We start from the raw sequence: 16,830 nt of genomic DNA on the forward strand, positions 1-16,830 counted from the left end.
ATAGTCGCTGGCGGCGACCGGCCGGCGCGTGCAGTAGCGCGGGCTCATCCCCATCGCGAGCGCCCGGCGGGCGATGCCGCTGCCGATATGGCCGAGCCCGAGCAGGCCGATGCGCTTGCCGGCGCAGCCCTGGCCGAGCGGGAAGGCGCCGTCCCGCCAACCTCCGTCGCGCACATGCCGGTCGGCCGCGACCAGCCGGCGCCGCGCCATGATCATCAGGGCGATCGCGAGATCGGCGACCTCGTCGGCGAGGGCAGCCGAGCTGTTGGTCAGCGCGATGCCGCGTTCGGCCAGGGCGGCGGTGTCGATCTTGTCCAGCCCGGCGCTGTAGCTGGCGACGATCTCGAGCCCGGGCAGTTTGGCCAGGAGATTGCGGTCGAGGACGGCCTTGCCGGTGGTGGCAATGCCGCGGATACGCGGACCATGCTTCGCCAGCAGATCGGGAAGGTCGGCCGGTATCTCCGGCCGCACCACATCGAAGCTCCGCGCCAGTTCCGAGACCGTCGCGGCCGGCACGCCAGGCGAGAGGACCAGCACGCAGATGTCATTCCTTCCGGAGGCGCTAGATGTCGTCACGGATGCAGGCCTTCGCATGATCGGTCGAAACCTTGCGCAGCTCCGGCAGGCTCTCGGCGCAGGCCGGCAGGGCATGCGGGCAGCGGGTCCGGAAACGACAGCCCGAGGGCGGGTCAAGCGGGCTCGGGATCTCGCCCTGCAGGATGATGCGCTCGTGCCTGTGGCCGGGCCGCGGCGACGGGATCGCCGAGAGCAGCGCGCGCGTATAGGGGTGGCGCGGCCGGGCATAGACCTCGGCAGTCGGTCCGATCTCGACGATCCGCCCGAGATACATGATGGCGACGCGGCTCGCGAGATATTGCACCACGGCGAGATCATGGGCGACCAGGAGCATGGCGAGGCCGAGCCGGCTCTGCAGGTCCTCGATCAGGCTGAGCACCTGCGCCTGGATCGAGACGTCCAGCGCCGAGACCAGCTCGTCGGCGACAATGAAATCGGGATTGGTGGCGAGCGCGCGTGCAATGCCGATGCGCTGGCGCTGGCCGCCGGAGAACTCGTGCGGATAGCGCCGCGCGAAATCGGCGCGCAGGCCGACCAGCTCGAGCAGCTCGCGTACCCGCTCCTCGCGCTCGGTGCGGCTTGCGCCGATGCGGTGCACCTCCAGCGGCTCGGCGATGGCGTCGCCCACGCGCATGCGGGGATCGAGCGAGGCGAAAGGGTCCTGGAAGACGATCTGCATGCGCCGGCGCAGGCGGCGCAGCGTCTCTCCCTTCGCCGCCGTCACGTCGGTGCCGTCGAACAGCACCTGCCCGCCGCTCGGCTCGGTCAGGCGCAGCAAGGCCTGGCCGATGGTCGTCTTGCCCGACCCGGATTCGCCGACGAGGCCGAGCACCTCGCCGCGCGCGATCTCGAACGAGACCTGATCGACCGCGTGCACGACCGCCTTCGCCTTGCCGAACAGGCCGGATTCGAGCGGAAAACTCTTCGACAGCTTCGAAACGGAGAGCAATGCCGTGTCGCTCATGCCGGCACCTGCTCGCGAAGCCGCGCCAGCTCGCGCCAGCGCAGGCAGCGGACCGAGCGCCCCTGCTCGATGTCGAGTGGTGGCGGAGCGTCGTCGCAAAGGCCGGGTACGGCGTGGGGGCAGCGGGGGTGGAAGGCGCAGCCGGCGGGCGGGCGGCGCAGATCGGGCGGCTGCCCGTTGATCGGGCGCACCCGCTGCCTGGCTTCGCCCGGCGCGGTCAGGCGGGGCAGCGAGGCCAGGAGCCCGGCGGTGTAGGGATGGCGCGGATGGGTGAGGACGTCCGCGGTCGCGCCTTCCTCGACCACGCGCCCGGCATACATCACCACCGTGCGCGCCGCGAATTCGGCGACGACGCCGAGGTCATGCGTGACGAACAGCACCGACATCCCGAATTCCCGCTGCAGCCGGCGCAGCAGATCGAGTATCTGCGCCTGGATGGTGACGTCCAGCGCCGTGGTCGGTTCGTCGGCGATCAGCAGGCTCGGCCGGCAGGCAAGCGCGATCGCGATCATGACGCGCTGGCGCATGCCGCCGGACATCTCGTGCGGATAGGCGCTGAGCCGCCGTTCCGGATCTGAAATTCCGACCAGCTGCAGCAGTTCGCGCGCGCGCTCGCGGGCCGCCGCGCGGCTCAGGCCTTCATGCAGCCGCAGCCCTTCTGCGATCTGCTCGCCGACCTGTAGGACCGGGTTGAGCGAGGTCATCGGCTCCTGGAAGATCATCGCGATCTCCGAGCCGCGCACGCCGCGCGTGGCGCCAGGCGCGGCCAGGTCGATCACCGCGCCGTTGCGCCGGCGAAAGCCGATCGATCCGCCGATCCGGGCGTTGCCGGGCAGCAGGCCGAGCACGCTCAGGCTGGTGACCGACTTGCCTGAACCGGACTCCCCGACAATGGCCACGACCTCGCCGCGCCCGACGCTCAGGGAGACCTCGGACAGCGCATGGACCGGCCGGCGCCCGCTGAAGGTGACGGCAAGCCGGTCGATTTCGAGGATCGCGTCGGCCCGCATCACGCCTCAGAGTTTCTTGTACCGGCCATAGACTTCCTCCGCATCGTTCGCCGGGTCGGCGAATTCGGCTCGCGCCCGGGTTTCGGTCGCGGCGTGTTCCTCGGCCAGCCGCAGCACCTCGATGGCGCGCTCCTGCGGAATGACCAGCACACCGTCGATATCGCCGAACATGAAGTCGCCCGGCCGGACGGTCACGGTGGCGCTCATGCTGCCGCGCAATGTGATCGGGCTCTGCCAGCGGAAATAGCTCCAGCGGGCCACGGCCTCGACCGGGGAATGATAGCGCCGGAAACACGGGAAGTTCATCTTGAGGATCAACCCGCTGTCGCGGATGCCGCCGTCGATGACCGCGCCGACCACGCCCTTGGCGGCGCCGAGCACCGCGTTCATCTCGCCATAATGCGCGACCCGCGTGTCGAAGGCGCAGTCACGCACGTCGATGCAGGGATGGCGCATGTCGCCGAACATCTTGATCCGCCGCTCGCGCAGCCCCGGATCGCCGACGGGATCGGAAATGCCCTGCACGGTGAAGGCCGGGCCGGCGATGACCATGTCGTCGCGCAGTGGCCGCAGGTCGGTCGCCAGGGACTGATAGGGCAGGCCCATCTCGTCCATGATGTCGTAGACGAGGCCGGTATAGAGCCGCTTGTAGCGCTCGATCACGTCGAGCATGTCCGGTTCGCCCGGCAGCACGTTGAAGGTCATGAAATCTCTCGGGATTGGGCGTGGGTGAAAGGGCGCGTCGGGGCGGGTCAGGCTTTCGCCAGCCAGGATTCGGCGAGCTGCCAGGCGCCGCCGGAATCGAGCACGATGTTCTGCAGCTCCTTGCGCGCGACATGCCGCGCCTCGCGGAAGAACAGCCAGGAATAGTAGTCGTTCTTGTTGAGCGCGGTCTGGAGCTCCTTGTAGATCGCCTTGCGCTTGGCCTGCTCGGTCTCCTCGCGGCCCTGGTCGACCAGGCGGAAAACCTCTTCATCCTTGATGCCGGACCAGTTCTGGGAGGCGGTGCGGCCGAAGAACGGGCCGAAGACATGGTCCGGGTCGGCTCGCGGGACGTTGACGCGGCCGATGGCGAGCTCGTGCTGGAGGCCGAGCACCTTCGGTACCCAGGCCTGCCGCTCGAGGATCTCGATCTCGAGGTTGATCCGGTGCTGCTTGAGCTGGGCCTGGACGATCTGCGCCACCTGGGTGTCGGGATCGCGCTGGATGATCGAGACCTTGCAGGAAAAGCCGTTCGGCTGGCCGCCCTCCTTGAGCAGTGCCTGGACTTTCGCTGCATCGAGCTTCGGCGCGGCAACGCCGGCGTCGAAGGCCCAGTCCGTCGGCGGCACCCAGGTCGGCGTCACCGCACCGAAGCCGCGCGTGATGCCGCGCATCAGCACGTTGCGATCGATGCCATGGTTCACCGCGGCGCGCAGCGACGGGTTGGTGAAGACGCCCTTGGTGACGTTGAAGGTCATCCATTGCGCGATGCCGGGCGGCACCGAGACGAGCTTCAGCGCCGGATTGGCCTGCACCTCCTCGAAGTCGCGCGGCGTCACCCCGTCGACCAGGTGCACGCCGCCGGACTTGACCTCGACCATCTTGACCGCCGTCGTCGGAATGATGCGCAGGACGACGCTGTCGGCATAGGGCAGCTTCTTGCCGTCGGCGCCGTCACGCCAGTAGCGCTCGTTGCGGACCATGCGGATCTGGCTGCCGCCGACCCATTCGGCGAATTTGTAGGGTCCGGTTCCGACCGGCTGGCGGCCGAAATCCTGCCCCAGCTTCTTAAGGGCGGCCGGCGAGCACATCATCCCGGCCTCGACCGCGAGCGAGGCCAGCGCCGCGCCGGAAGGCTGTTTCAGCGATATCCGCACCGTCATCGGATCGACGGCCTCGGCGCCGGCGATATCGGCGAGGTCGGGCGTGCGCGGCGCGGTCGAGCCCGGCGCGATCACGCGGGAGATGTTGGCGACCACGGCCGCCGCATCGAAGGGCTCGCCATCATGGAACACGACGCCGGGGCGCAGCTTGAACAGGATCGACTTCTTGTCGGCGGACCATTCCCAGCTCGTCGCGAGCGACGGCTCCAGATTGCCCTGGACGTCGAATTTCAGCAGCCCCTCGAACATCTGGATCAGGGCGTATCGATCGGAGGTCGGAGCGTCGCCCATGATCGGGTCGAGGCTCTTCGGCTGCAGGTCCATCGAGGCGATGATGGTGCCGCCGCGCACCGGGGCGCCCTGCGCCAGGGCCGGGCCACCGGGAAGGGCGGCCGCGATGCCCAGGCCCGAGGCGCCGAGCAACAGGTTGCGACGTGAGAACATCGTCATGACAGCGTCTCCTCCTATGGGGCGCTCATTTGTCTTTTCGGCGCCTATGGCGGCTTACCTATCAGATGAGTTGTCAGATGAGCAACCCCTCTGGCTGCTGATTTTTTCAACGGCCAGGGCGGGCAGCATGAAGAATCGTGAAATATCCCGGTGCAAATTGGCCAATTTTTGCGTCAATTTTGACGATCTCAACCCGCCGCACTGCCGTGATACCGATCCTTGACGACCCAAAACTCATAAGATATCTGATGAGAATGGCTGAAGCATCACAGACAACGAGCGACAAGCAGCGGCTGACCGAGACGGTGACGCAATTCGTCATCGACCGGGTCGGTGAGCGGGTGTTCCGGCCCGGGGATTCGCTCCCGTCCGAGTCCGACCTCGCGCGTCAGCTGAATGTATCCAAGCCGGTGGTCCGCGAGGCGCTCGGGCGGCTCGCGGCGCTCGGCATCGTCCAGATCCAGCAGGGCAAGCCGACGACGATCCAGGGGCTTTCGGTTGCGCCGCTCGACCAGTTCCTGCGCCTGGCGGTACGCGCGACCGATAACGGCCTGCGCGAGGCGGTCGAGCTGCGCCGCGCCATCGAGGTCGAGGTCGCCGCCCTCGCGGCGGAGCGCGCCAGCCTCCTGCAGATCGAGCCGGTCGAGGCTGCCGTCGAGAAGATGCGGCAGAATGTCGACGGCAATTTCGAGCGCTGGCTCCAGGGTGATTTTGCCTTCCACGTCGCGCTTGCGCGCTGCTCGGGCAATTCGCTGCTGGAGCATCTCGTCAGCGCTCTCGCCGACACGATCAAGTTCACCCAGCGCGCGCTCGGCGTGCAGCGCGACCTGCGCGACCCGCTGGCGACGGTGGCGCGCCACCAGGCCATCGTCGATGCGCTGAAGGCGCATGATCCGGCCGCCGCCCGCATCGCGATGACGGTGCATTTCGCCGTCTCCGACGCGGTCATCAACGAGATCGCGCGCGATCGTCGCCGTCTCGAGCGGTTCTGACGCGATGCTGCGCTATGTCGTTCGGAAGCTCGCCCAGATGCTGCCCGTGGCCTTCTTCGTCACGGTGATCGTCTTCGCGCTGACCAATCTCCTGCCGGGCGATCCCACCGTGACCATCCTCGGCGAACAGGCCAGCGCCGAGCAGCGCGCCGCGGTGCGCGTCGAGTACGGGCTCGATCAGCCGGCGCCGCTGCGCTACCTCACCTGGATCGGCCGCGTCGCGCAGGGCGATTTCGGTCGTTCGCTGCGCACGCGCGAGCATGTCTCCGAGATGCTGAGCGCGCGCGTGCCGGTGACGCTGCAACTCAGCTTCCTGTCGATCCTGATCGCGGTGGCGATCGGCGTCCCGGCCGGCATCCTGGCGGCGCGTTTCCGCGGAACGGTGATCGACGTGGTCGCGAGCTTCGTCGCGATGTCCTCCGTCGCGGTTCCCTATTTCTGGATGGGCATCCTGCTCATCATGCTGTTCTCGCTGAAGCTCGGCTGGCTGCCGCCCTCCGGCCATGTCCGCTTCTTCGATGACCCGGCCCAGAACCTGCGGCTGATGATTCTGCCCTCGCTCACGATCGGCACGGCCTTCGCCGCGCTGGTGATGCGCCAGACCAGGGCTTCCATGCTGCAGGTTTTGTCGCTCGACTATATCCGCACGGCGCGCGCCAAGGGCCTGAACGAGATCGTCGTCGTGCTGAAGCACGCCTTGCGCAATGCGCTGATCCCGGTCGTGACGGTGATCGGCCTGCAGATCGGCGCGCTGCTTGGCGGGGCGGTCGTGACGGAGACGGTCTTCGCCTTGCCCGGCCTCGGGCGGATGCTCGTCGACGGCATCTTCCAGCGCGATTTCCCGGTGATCCAGGGGGCGATCCTGTTCATCGTCATCGCCGTCTTCACGGTCAACCTGCTGACGGATTTCATCTACCGGGTCTTCGATCCGCGGGTGAAGGTCTGACGCCATGAGCGCTGCCGAGATCGCCCGCGACATCGAGCCTGCGCCACGCTCGCCCGGCGCCATCTTCGTCCGGCGCGTCCTGACCTCCTGGCAGGGCCTGTTCGGGGTCGTGGTCTTGCTGGTGATCGTCACGCTCGGCTTGCTCGCGCCGTTGCTCGCGCCCTATTCGCCGATCGATATCGATCCCGACAATTTCATGGGTCCGCCGAGCCAGGCACACTGGTTCGGCACCGACGAGATCGGCCGGGACGTCCTGTCCCGGGTGCTCCACGGCGCCACCATCTCGCTGCAGGTGGTAGGCCTCGCGATCGGCCTCGCCTTGGTCGCGGGTTCCGTGCTCGGGCTGATCTCGGGCTGGCTCGGCGGCGCCTGGGATGCGCTGATCATGCGCGTGATGGATGCCTTCCTGGCGTTCCCCCTGCTCGTTCTGGCGCTCGCCATCGTCGCGGTACTGGGTCCCGACCTGATGAACGCGATGCTGGCGATCGCGATCACCAAGACGCCGGGTTTCGCCCGTCTGGTGCGCAGCGAGGTGCTGGCGCTGCGCCAGGTCGACTACATCAAGGCCTCGCGCGCCGCCGGGGCCGGCGATCTGCGCATCCTGGCCCGCCATGTCTGGCCCAATGTCTCCGGCAATGTCGTCGTCTACGGTTCGCTCTCCGCCTCGCAGGCCTTGATCACCGAGAGCGCACTCTCCTTCCTCGGCCTCGGCGTCCAGCCGCCGACGCCGAGCTGGGGCTACATGGTCGCCACCGGCATCCAGTTCTACCAGTCCTGGTGGATGAGCTTCTTTCCGGGCCTCGCCATCTTCCTCACGGTGCTGGCCTTCAACTTCCTCGGTGATGCCGTCCGCGACGCGCTCGATACGCGACTGGGCGGGCGGGATGAGTGAGCCCGCCGCAGCCGGGCCTGCCGTGCCCGGCCTGGTCCGGATCACCGGCTCAATGCTCGCCCCCAGTGGCGGAATCCATCTGTGAAGGATCGAGGCGCATGAAGATCGTCGACATGAAGGTGCGCTGCGTGGCGATACCGCTGAATGCGCAGCTTCGGCACAATACCGGCGTCCATCCCGGCTATTTCCTGCGCACCATTCTCGAGCTGCTCACCGACGAGGGCATTATCGGGCTGGGCGAGGTCGGCGGTGGCGACCAGCGCGGCGCCTTGATGAAGCTGAAGCCCCGGATCCTCGGCATGGACCCGTTCCATCTCGAGCTGATCAAGCTGAAGACGCTGCGGGCGATCTATTACCTCTCGAACGCGCGGCTTTACGCGGCGATCGAGATGGCCTGCCTCGACATCCAGGGCAAAGCGCTCGGCCGCCCGCTCTGCGACCTGATCGGCGGGCCGGTGCGCGATCGCATCCCGATGATCGCCTATCTGTTCTGGCGCTATGACCGGCCGGGCGGCGGCCATGACGAGCATCCGCAGGACATGGCCGATCTCTGCCAGGAATTGCATGAGACGCTCGGCGTCACCGCGATGAAGCTCAAGGCCGGCGTCTTCGCGCCCGAGATCGAGGCACGCGCCGTCGAGCTCTGCCGCGACCGGATGGGCCCTGATTTCGGCCTGCGGATCGACCCCAACGGCGTCTGGTCGGTGCCCACCGCGATCCGCATCGGCCATCGGCTCGAAGCCGTGGGCATGGAGTATTTCGAGGATCCCGCCTGGGGGCTCGAGGGCAACGCGGCCGTGCGCAAGGCGGTCCGCGTCCCGATCGCCACCAACATGTATCCGGCGAAGTTCGACGATCTCGGCCCGGCGATCAGGATGGGTGCCGTCGATATCGTGCTGACCGACATCCATTACTGGGAGGGTCCGCGCGGCGTGAAGGACCTGTCGGCCGTCTGCCGCACCTTCGGCCTCGGCGTCGCGATGCATTCGGGCGCCGAGTTCGGGATCGAGCTCGCGGCGATGCTGCACACCGCGGCGACCATTCCCGAGATGAGCTTCGCCGGCGACGCGCATTACCACTACCTCACCGACGACATCATCGAGGGCGGGCTGATGAAATACGAGGGTGGCGCCATCCGCGTGCCGACCGGGCCCGGCCTCGGCGTCGCGCTCGACGAGGACAAGATGCGCCATTACGGCGCGCTCTACGACGAGAAGGGCGACTATTACGCCCGCTTCCATCAGGACCCCTATCGGCCGGACTGGTATCCGGTCGTGGGCGGCCAGTGATCGCAAGGCAAGGGAGTGCCGCCATGACGAACCAGACGGCGAAGGCCGATACCGGCGCGCTGCAGCGCGAAGCCGCGATGATGAACCTCGAGCGCTTCATCGCCGAACGCGAGACGATGGAGCAGGTCGCGCTGTCGATCCCCGACGATGAGCTGCTGGCGCGATATGAGCGGCTCTATACCGGAGCGATCAGCGACGTGCTGCGCGAGCATTGCCTGACCGAGCAGACATTGCCCAATGCGCTGACGCCGCTGCGCCCGCAAAAGACCGTGGCCGGCTTCGCCTTCACGGTGAAGAGCGCGCCCAACACCAAGGTCACCGGCGAACTGACCTTCCGCACCGAAATGCTCGATGCGATGCATGCCGGCAGCTTCGTCGTCTGGGACACCTCCGGCGACATGGAGGCGACGGCCTGGGGCGGCGTCATGACCGCGACCGCGCTGGCCAAGGGCATTCGCGCAGCCGTCATCGATGGCGGCATTCGCGACACGCACCAGATCCTGGAGAAGGATTTTCCGCTCTATTATCGCTATCGCAGCCCCAATGGCTCGCTCGGGCGCTGCCTGATCTCGCATTACCAGACGCCGATCCGCATCGGCACGGCCTGGATCAGGCCGGGCGATGTCGTCATTGGCGATATCGACGGCGTCATCGTCGTGCCGCGCAAGCTCGCCGTCGAGGTGCTACTGCGCGCCGAGGAGATCCTGCGCAACGAGAAGCAGATCTTCACCTGGGTCGCCGATGGCGAAAGCGTCCAGTCGATCACCGAGAAGGGCGGCTATTTCTGAGCCGGCGGTGCAGCTTCGGCCAGCGGCCCGCCGCCGAGCCCATAGCTCTCTTCGAGCGAGGTCACGTTCGTGCTGAGCTCGAAGCGGGCGGATCGCTGCGAGAGGTGAGGGTTGTAGTAGGGGTCGTGCCCCACCGCGGCTGCCCATTTGGCGTTGAACTGCTGCAGGTCCGACGCCGCGGCCTCGGGGCGGCTGACGGATTCGTAGTGGTGCAGGCAGGCATAGGGCGTGAAGACGAAATGTCCGCCCGTATGCCGGTTCAGCTTCAGGCAGAAATCGATGTCGTTGTAATTGATGCGGAAGGCGGGATCGAAGCCGTCGACGGCCAGGAAATCGCTGCGCCTCACCATCATGCAGGCGCCCGTCACGGCGCTGTAGTCGCGCGGCACGATCGCCGAACAGACCTGCCCGATCTCCGATCTGTCATGCAGGTAATAGGGATGCGACGGGCCTTGCCCCAGCAGCAGCACGCCGACATGCTGGAGCCTCTGGTCGGGGAAGATCAGCTTGGCGCCGACGCCGGACACGCCGTCCTGCTGGCACCACATCAGCATTTCGCCGACCCAGTCCCCGGTGATGACGCTCATGTCGTCGTTGAGCAGGATGACATAGTCGCCCCGCGTCGCCTCGACGACGAGGTTCATCTTGTCGGACAGATTGAACGGCGCGCCCGCATAATGGACGATCCGGGCCCCGAGCTCGATGAGCTGCTGCGTCAGGCGAGGATCGAAATCGCCGTTATCGGCAATGACGATCTCGATATTGGGATAGCTCGTCCGGGCCCGGATCGAGCGGACGAGATCGAGCACGAACCAGCTTTCCGCGCCGGTCGCGCAGGTCTTGTAGCCGGCTGATGGAATCGCGATCGAGACCAGCGGCGCGCCGGCGATGTCGAAGCGCACCCGATGCGTTCCGCGAACCGGCCCATCTTCGACCTCGCCGGGGTAGCGCCCACGATCGAGGAAATCCTGCAGGGCGCGCCGGGCGGCTTCCTCTGCCTGCGGCTTGGCTCCGGGCCCGGATGCCGTCGACTGCCGCAGCGTGCGCCAGTGGTAGAGCACATCGGGAACATGGACGATGTTCGTCGTCTCCGCCGCGACGCGCAGCGCCAGATCGTAGTCCTGGGCGAAGTCGAACTCGGTGCGGAAGCCGCCGAGCCGCCGCACCAGGCTCGTGCGGTAGACGCCGAGATGGCAGGTATACATGCAGGACAGGAAATAGGCCGGCGACCAGTCCGGCTTGAAGAACGGGCCGGACCGTTGTTCGTCGACATCGATCTTGTCCTCGTCCGAATAGAGCCAGTCGGCGGCGGGCCGGCGGTTGATCGCTTCCGTGAAGGCATGCAGCGCGTGCGGCTCGAGCGCATCGTCATGGTCGATCAGCGCGATATAATCGCCACTCGCAGCGGCGAGGGCGGTGTTGCTCGCCGCAGCGATCCCCGTATTGCTGGGCAGGTAGCGGACCTTGATCCGCGTGTCGCGCGCCGCGAAGCGCTCGAGGACGGATCTCGTTTCTTCGCCGACGGAGCCGTTGTCGACGACGAGCAGCTCCCAGTCCGGATAGGTCTGGGCCAGGACCGATTCGAGCGCCTTGTCGAGGAAGGCCGGCGGCGAGTTATAGGTCGGCATGATCAGCGAGAAGCGCGGGCGCAGGGCGAATGCGCGCCCCTTCTCGACGAAGCGGGCGTGCCGTTCGGGCGTGATCTCGCGCGCTTCGACCCAGCGCTGGTAGAGGCACGGGTCGTTGCTATCCAGCCGGAACAGGCGGCGGCCGAGATGGCGGCCATCTCCTTTCGCGAGAAGCTTTGCGGCCTCGGTGAGCTTCGCGCGCAGCAGGCCGCGCCGGTGCAGATCGACGACCCGCGCCGTCGCGAGACCGAGCCGGGTCCTGACCCCGGAGAGCGACTCGATCTCGAAAGCGTGCAGCCTGAAGCGCCCCTGCCTCGGCACCGGGTCGAGGCGGAAGGCGCTCACCGGGCCCGGCAGCCCGATCACGAGATCGAGCTCGATTTCCGGGCCGAATGTCGCGACGCTGAAACTGTCCTGTTCGCGAAAGCCCTCGCCAAGGTCGTAATAGAGCCGCCAGAGCCCTTCGTTCTCCTGTCCGGCGTCGAGAAGCGTGGCGCGATAGCGCACGCGGATGAGGCTCGAGCGGCACCGCGCCGGCACATAGAAATGCGGATCGCTCCCATTCGCGCTCCAGATGCCCGCTTCGGAATCCCGCGTGAGGTCGCCGGCGGGATAAAGCGTCGTCGCGAGGCGCATCGGCCGCAGCGCGCGCCGCATCTGCTCGGCCAGGCGGGGCAGGCGCTGAAGCGCGGCAGGGGGGAGGGGGTTGCTCGCGGCCATGCCTGCGCTCCGTCTCGTGGTCTCGTCAAAGGGAATTGCTGCGCGGCGACATGGCTCGCGCTGCGCGGGACGATCCGGCCCGGTCATGGCCGGTGGTCTGGATAGGTCGCGTCGCGCTCGGACAGCAGGGGCGATGCGATCGGCCAGGCGATCGCGAAGGCCGGATCGTCCCAGCGGACGCCGCGCGCCAGCTCGGGCCGATAGGCGGCGCCCATCATGTAGAAGAGCTCGGTGTCGGGCGTGAGCGTCTGGAAGCCGTGGGCGCAGCCCTCCGGCACGAAGAGCGCGCGCCCGTTCTGCTCCGACAAGTCGAAGCCGAGCCATTCGCCATGGCTCGGCGAGCCGTGGCGGAGATCGAGGACGACGTCGAAGATCGCGCCGCGCGTGCAGCGGACGAGCTTCGCATCCGGATAAGGCGCGTCCTGGTAGTGGAGGCCGCGCAGCGTGCCGCGCTGCGGATTGAACGAGAGATTGCACTGCATCGGCTCGAAGGCGATGGCGTGCTGCGCGAAGACCTCCCGGCAATAGGTCCGGGCGAAATGGCCGCGCGTATCGGCATGCGCCGCCATCTCGACGACGTGCACACCCGGGATCCGGGTCGGGGTCACGATCACGGCACGACCTCGACGCTCGGGATCGGCAGCACGAACCGGCCGCCCCAGTCTCGGATGGCGGCCATTTGCGTCATGATCTCGTCCTTGAGATTCCAGGGTAGGATCAGGACGTAGTCGGGCTTGGCCTGCAGTAGGGCCTCGGGCGCCATCACCAGAATGCGCGTGCCGGGCAGCAGCCGGTTCTGCTTGTGCGGGCTGCGATCCACCGTGAAGTCGATGAGTTCCGGCCCGATGCCGCAGTAGTTGAGCAGCGTGTTGCCCTTGGCCGGCGCGCCATAGCCGGCGACCGTTCTGCCCTGCCGCTTCGCCTCGATCAGGAAGGCGAGCAGGGACAGTTTGGTGCGCACCACCCCGGCCGCGAAGCGCCTGTAGGTCGCGAGGTCGTCGAGGCCTATCGCGATCTCGTCCTCGCGCAGCGCGGCGACCGTGCCGAGCACCGCCAGGGCCTCGTTTTCGGCATGGCGCGCGAAGACGCGAAGCGAGCCGCCATGGGTCGGCAAATGCTCCACGTCGAAGACGGTCAGCCCATGCGCGGCGAGGACACGTTCGATCGCGAGGAACGAGAAATAAGAGAAGTGCTCGTGATAGATCGTGTCGAACTGGTTCTCCGCCATCATCCGCGCGAGATGCGGAAACTCGAGCGTCAGCACGCCTTGCGGCTTCAGCAGGATCTCGAACCCGGCGACGAAATCGTTGAGGTCCGGGACATGTGCGACGACATTGTTGGCGGCGATCAGGTCCGCCTGATGCCCGGCCGTGGCGAGGCGCCGCGCGGTTGCGCGGCCGAAGAAGCGGACCTCGGTCGGGATGCCCTTGCGGAGCGCCGCCTCGGCGACATTGGCCGCCGGCTCGACGCCGAGCACGGGCACGCCACGCGCCTTGAAGAATTGCAGCAGGTAACCGTCATTGCTCGCGACCTCGACGACCTTGCTGTCGGCGGTGAGGCCGAAGCGGCCGATCATCGCCGCCGCGTAGGCTTCGCTGTGCTTCAGCCAGCTTTCGGAGAAGCCGGAGAAATAGAGATAGTCGCCGAAGATGTGCTCGGCCGTCTCGACATCCCGGGTCTGCACCAGCTTGCAGGTCTCGCAGACATAGGCGTGCAGCGGGTAGAAGGCTTCCGGTTCGGCCATGTCGTCGGGCGAGACGAAGGAATTGGCCAGCGGCGACATGCCGAGATCGGCGAAGGTCACCGTCAGCGGCGCGCTGCAGAAACGGCATTTGCAGAGGCTCATCGGCGCAGCACTCCTTCGTAGCTTGCGATATCTCCCGCGATCAGGGCCGCTTCGTCCGCGCCCTCGGCCTGGCGGCGATACCAGTCGATCGTCAGGGTGAGGGCCGCGTCCAGGTCGAGGCGGGCGCGCCAGCCGAGGTGGTGGCGTGCCTTGGAGGCATCGACGGCGAGCCGCCCGGCCTCATGCGGCTGGTTGGCTTCGTCCCGGCGCCAATGCGCGCCGTCGCCCCACAGCTTGGTGATCTGGTCGAGCACGGCCGAGACGGGCTGGTCGTCGCCGGCATCGGGGCCGAAATTCCAGGCCTCCGCGAAAGCGTCCCCTTCGGTCCAGAGCCGCTCTGCCAGCAGGAGATAGCCGCAGAGCGCCTCGAGCACGTGCTGCCAGGGCCGCGTCGCCGCGGGGTTGCGGATGATGACCGGCTCGCGCTTGCCGAAGGCCCGGATGCAGTCGGGGATCAGGCGCCCGGGCGCCCAGTCGCCGCCGCCGATGACATTGCCGGCGCGCGCTGTCGCGATAGCGGGACCGGTTCCGTTGTCCTGCGCGAAGGACCGGCGCCATGACGCGGTCAGCAGTTCGGCGCAGGCCTTGCTCGCGCTATAGGGGTCGTGGCCGCCGAGCGTGTCGATCTCGCGATAGGGCCAGTTCCATTCCCTGTTCTCGTAGCATTTGTCCGAGGTGACGATCACGGCGGCGCGCACCGAGGGCTGGGCCCGGATCGCTGCGAGGACGTTCAGCGTCCCCATGACATTCGTCTCGAAGGTCGCGTGCGGTTCCAGATAGGAGCGCCGCACCAGGGCCTGCGCCGCCAGATGCAGGACGATGTCGGGAGCGAGCGCATGGATCGCGATCGCCGTCGCCTTGGCGTCGCGGATGTCGCAGGCGACGCTCTCCGTGATCCCGTCGAGGAAGCCCCGGCCGGCCGGTGCCGGCTCGTCATGCGCAGCGAGCGACAGGCCGAGCGGCACCGCGCCGAGGCGGGCGAGCCAGAGGCTGAGCCAGGCGCCCTTGAAGCCGGTATGGCCGGTGACGAGGACGCGCTTGCCCCGCCAGAAGGTGCGATCGGGGTTCACCATACCCGCCACGGCGCCTTCCCCGCGCTCCACAGGGCCTCGAGCTGGCGCTTGTCGCGCAGCGTGTCCATCGGCTGCCAGAAGCCGGCATGGGGATAGGCCATCAGCTCGCCGTCGCGGGCCAGGCCCTCCATCGGCTCGCCTTCCCAGACGCTCTCGTCGCCCTCGATATAGTCGAGGGCTTTCGGCGACAGCACGAAGAAGCCGCCATTGATGAAGCCGGAATCGCTGGCCGCCTTCTCGCGGAAGCCGGCGACGCCGTTGCCGTCGAGGTCGAGGACGCCAAAGCGCCCGGGCGGACGGACTGCCGTCACCGTCGCGGCGCGGCCATGGCTTTCGTGGAAGGCGATCAGGCGGTCGATCGCGATATCCGCGACGCCGTCGCCATAGGTCAGGCAGAAGGGCTCGTCGTCGAGATAGGACCGCACGCGCCTGACGCGCCCGCCGGTCATGGTCTCCAACCCGGTCTCGACCAGGGTCACCTTCCAAGGCTCGGCGCGGCCGGCATGGATCGTCGTCGCGTCGCTGGCGAAGTCGAAGGTGACGTCGGACGAGTGCAGGCGATAGTTGCTGAAGTACTCTTTGACGCTATAGCCTTTGTAGCCAAGGCAAATGATGAAGTCGTTGATGCCGTAGCGCGAATACAGCTTCATGATGTGCCAGATGATCGGCCGGCCGCCGATCTCGATCATTGGCTTGGGTCGGCTTTCCGACTCTTCCAGGATCCGGGTGCCGAGCCCGCCGGCCAGGATCACCGCCTTCTTTACGTCTGCCATCGATCTCTCTGCTTGGGAGCTGCCCGGCCGGATGACGCTCGCATCGGCCAAGTGGGAAATAATCACACGTCAAACTTGACGTGGGTAATATTCCCACATATAGCCCCTGTCAAGCGCTGACCGGAGCTGGTCGGCGACGGGCCGGCCCGCGCGGGGTTCGGCCTCGCAAGGAGAAGAACGTGTCCGCCTTCCCCCTTCTCGTTCACGATGCAGGTGAGCGCCGCCGCGCGCTCTATGGCAGCGCGGCGCGGGATTTTGTTCAGGGCGTCCGCCTCGCGGAGCTATGGCTCACGCTGGGCTGGTTCGACATCCGGCAGCGCTACAGCCGCTCGGTGATGGGCCCGCTCTGGGTGGTGCTCAGCCTCGCCATCTTCGTCGCCGGGCTCGGTGTCACCTATGCCGCGCTCTTCCGCGTGCCGGTGGCGACCTATCTGCCCTATGTCACGGTCGGCATGGTCGTCTGGACCATGCTGTCCGGCCTGATGATCGAGGGCTGCGCGACCTTCACCGGCGCCACCGCCGCGATCAAGCAGATGCCTGCCCCGGCCAGCGTGCATGTCATGCGCGTCGTCTGGCGCAGCCTGATCATCTTCCTGCACAACGCCCTCGTCGTCGCGGTCGTGCTCGTCGTCTTCGGCGTCAATCCCGGCCTGCACGGGCTGCTGGCTTTGCCCGGGCTGGCGGTCGTGCTGCTGAACGGCGTCGGCTTCTGCGTCACGCTCGGCCTGCTGAGCGCCCGCTTTCGCGACGTCATCCCGCTGATCGCCAATGTCGTGCAGATGCTGCTCTTCGTGACGCCGGTGCTCTGGCGCGCGAGCGATCTCGGCGAGCGCGGCGTCATCGCGACGCTCAACCCGTTCTTCCACCTGATCGAGCTCGTCCGGGCGCCGCTGCTCGGGCTTCCGGTCAGCGCCGCGACATGGGGCTGGGCGCTGGGCTTCACCGCGCTCAACCTCGCGCTCGCCTTCGCACTCTATGCACGTCTGCGCTGGCGCGTGCCCTACTGGCTTTGAGCGGT

The 16,830-nt window shown here is 67.4% G+C and carries 16 protein-coding genes; 6 read left to right on the top strand and 10 right to left on the bottom strand.

All coding sequences use genetic code 11. The annotated features are described in order from the left end of the window. From ACTIF2_RS18855 to ACTIF2_RS18875, 5 genes are all read right to left on the bottom strand, one after another. A partial coding sequence (locus tag ACTIF2_RS18855) for an NAD(P)-dependent oxidoreductase (protein ID WP_439498642.1) occupies nt 1-537 on the bottom strand: 537 nt, incomplete at its 3' end. Between the two features lie 25 nt (nt 538-562). Then, a complete protein-coding gene (locus ACTIF2_RS18860) occupies nt 563-1,540 on the bottom strand; it encodes an ABC transporter ATP-binding protein (protein ID WP_439498643.1) in 978 nt (325 codons plus the stop codon). Then, nucleotides 1,537-2,550 carry an ABC transporter ATP-binding protein gene (locus tag ACTIF2_RS18865; RefSeq protein WP_439498712.1) on the bottom strand — a complete coding sequence of 338 codons (1,014 nt, stop codon included), beginning with the start codon at nt 2,548-2,550 and terminating at the stop codon, nt 1,537-1,539. The genes ACTIF2_RS18860 and ACTIF2_RS18865 overlap by 4 nt, the downstream gene beginning before the upstream one ends. Nucleotides 2,551-2,556: 6 nt before the next feature. Continuing rightward, nucleotides 2,557-3,255: an RraA family protein gene (locus ACTIF2_RS18870; protein ID WP_439498644.1), complete on the bottom strand. Its 699-nt coding sequence runs from the start codon at nt 3,253-3,255 to the stop codon at nt 2,557-2,559. A gap of 47 nt (nt 3,256-3,302) precedes the next feature. Continuing rightward, entirely contained in the window at nt 3,303-4,865 is a 1,563-nt protein-coding gene (locus ACTIF2_RS18875) for an ABC transporter substrate-binding protein (RefSeq protein ID WP_439498645.1), read from the bottom strand. 254 nt (nt 4,866-5,119) lie between these two features. Between ACTIF2_RS18875 and ACTIF2_RS18880 the strand changes: the two genes are divergently transcribed. From ACTIF2_RS18880 to ACTIF2_RS18900, 5 genes are all read left to right on the top strand, one after another. Further along, nucleotides 5,120-5,857 carry a FadR/GntR family transcriptional regulator gene (locus tag ACTIF2_RS18880; protein WP_439498646.1) on the top strand — a complete coding sequence of 246 codons (738 nt, stop codon included), beginning with the start codon at nt 5,120-5,122 and terminating at the stop codon, nt 5,855-5,857. Between the two features lie 4 nt (nt 5,858-5,861). Then, a complete protein-coding gene (locus ACTIF2_RS18885; RefSeq protein ID WP_439498647.1) occupies nt 5,862-6,803 on the top strand; it encodes an ABC transporter permease in 942 nt (313 codons plus the stop codon). Between the two features lie 4 nt (nt 6,804-6,807). Next, on the top strand, nt 6,808-7,695 hold the full coding sequence (locus tag ACTIF2_RS18890; protein ID WP_439498648.1) for an ABC transporter permease: 888 nt from the start codon (nt 6,808-6,810) through the stop codon (nt 7,693-7,695). 98 nt (nt 7,696-7,793) lie between these two features. Then, nucleotides 7,794-8,984 carry an enolase C-terminal domain-like protein gene (locus ACTIF2_RS18895; RefSeq protein ID WP_439498649.1) on the top strand — a complete coding sequence of 397 codons (1,191 nt, stop codon included), beginning with the start codon at nt 7,794-7,796 and terminating at the stop codon, nt 8,982-8,984. Nucleotides 8,985-9,007: 23 nt separating this feature from the next. Beyond that, nucleotides 9,008-9,772 (top strand): RraA family protein, encoded by a 765-nt coding sequence (locus ACTIF2_RS18900; RefSeq protein WP_439498650.1) that lies wholly within the window; start codon nt 9,008-9,010, stop codon nt 9,770-9,772. Here the strand turns inward: ACTIF2_RS18900 and ACTIF2_RS18905 are convergent. From ACTIF2_RS18905 to rfbF, 5 genes are all read right to left on the bottom strand, one after another. Next, nucleotides 9,763-12,120: a glycosyltransferase family 2 protein gene (locus ACTIF2_RS18905; protein ID WP_439498651.1), complete on the bottom strand. Its 2,358-nt coding sequence runs from the start codon at nt 12,118-12,120 to the stop codon at nt 9,763-9,765. The two genes, ACTIF2_RS18900 and ACTIF2_RS18905, sit on opposite strands and share 10 nt — an antisense overlap. An 83-nt stretch (nt 12,121-12,203) precedes the next feature. After that, nucleotides 12,204-12,734 carry a dTDP-4-dehydrorhamnose 3,5-epimerase gene (rfbC, locus tag ACTIF2_RS18910; protein ID WP_439498652.1) on the bottom strand — a complete coding sequence of 177 codons (531 nt, stop codon included), beginning with the start codon at nt 12,732-12,734 and terminating at the stop codon, nt 12,204-12,206. Then, a complete protein-coding gene (locus tag ACTIF2_RS18915; RefSeq protein WP_439498653.1) occupies nt 12,731-13,966 on the bottom strand; it encodes a methyltransferase domain-containing protein in 1,236 nt (411 codons plus the stop codon). Before ACTIF2_RS18915 ends, rfbC begins: the two co-directional genes overlap by 4 nt. Next, nucleotides 13,963-15,039: a CDP-glucose 4,6-dehydratase gene (rfbG, locus tag ACTIF2_RS18920; protein WP_439498713.1), complete on the bottom strand. Its 1,077-nt coding sequence runs from the start codon at nt 15,037-15,039 to the stop codon at nt 13,963-13,965. The genes ACTIF2_RS18915 and rfbG overlap by 4 nt, the downstream gene beginning before the upstream one ends. Further along, on the bottom strand, nt 15,033-15,812 hold the full coding sequence (rfbF, locus tag ACTIF2_RS18925; protein WP_439498654.1) for a glucose-1-phosphate cytidylyltransferase: 780 nt from the start codon (nt 15,810-15,812) through the stop codon (nt 15,033-15,035). Before rfbF ends, rfbG begins: the two co-directional genes overlap by 7 nt. A gap of 179 nt (nt 15,813-15,991) precedes the next feature. On the opposite strand from rfbF, the gene ACTIF2_RS18930 reads away from it, so the two are divergent. Then, complete coding sequence (locus ACTIF2_RS18930; protein WP_439498655.1) at nt 15,992-16,825, top strand: ABC transporter permease; 834 nt, start codon at nt 15,992-15,994, stop codon at nt 16,823-16,825. Nucleotides 16,826-16,830 lie beyond the last annotated feature (5 nt).

This window comes from Allobosea sp. (assembly GCF_051860145.1).
In the GTDB taxonomy this organism is placed as follows: Bacteria; Pseudomonadota; Alphaproteobacteria; order Rhizobiales; family Beijerinckiaceae; genus Allobosea.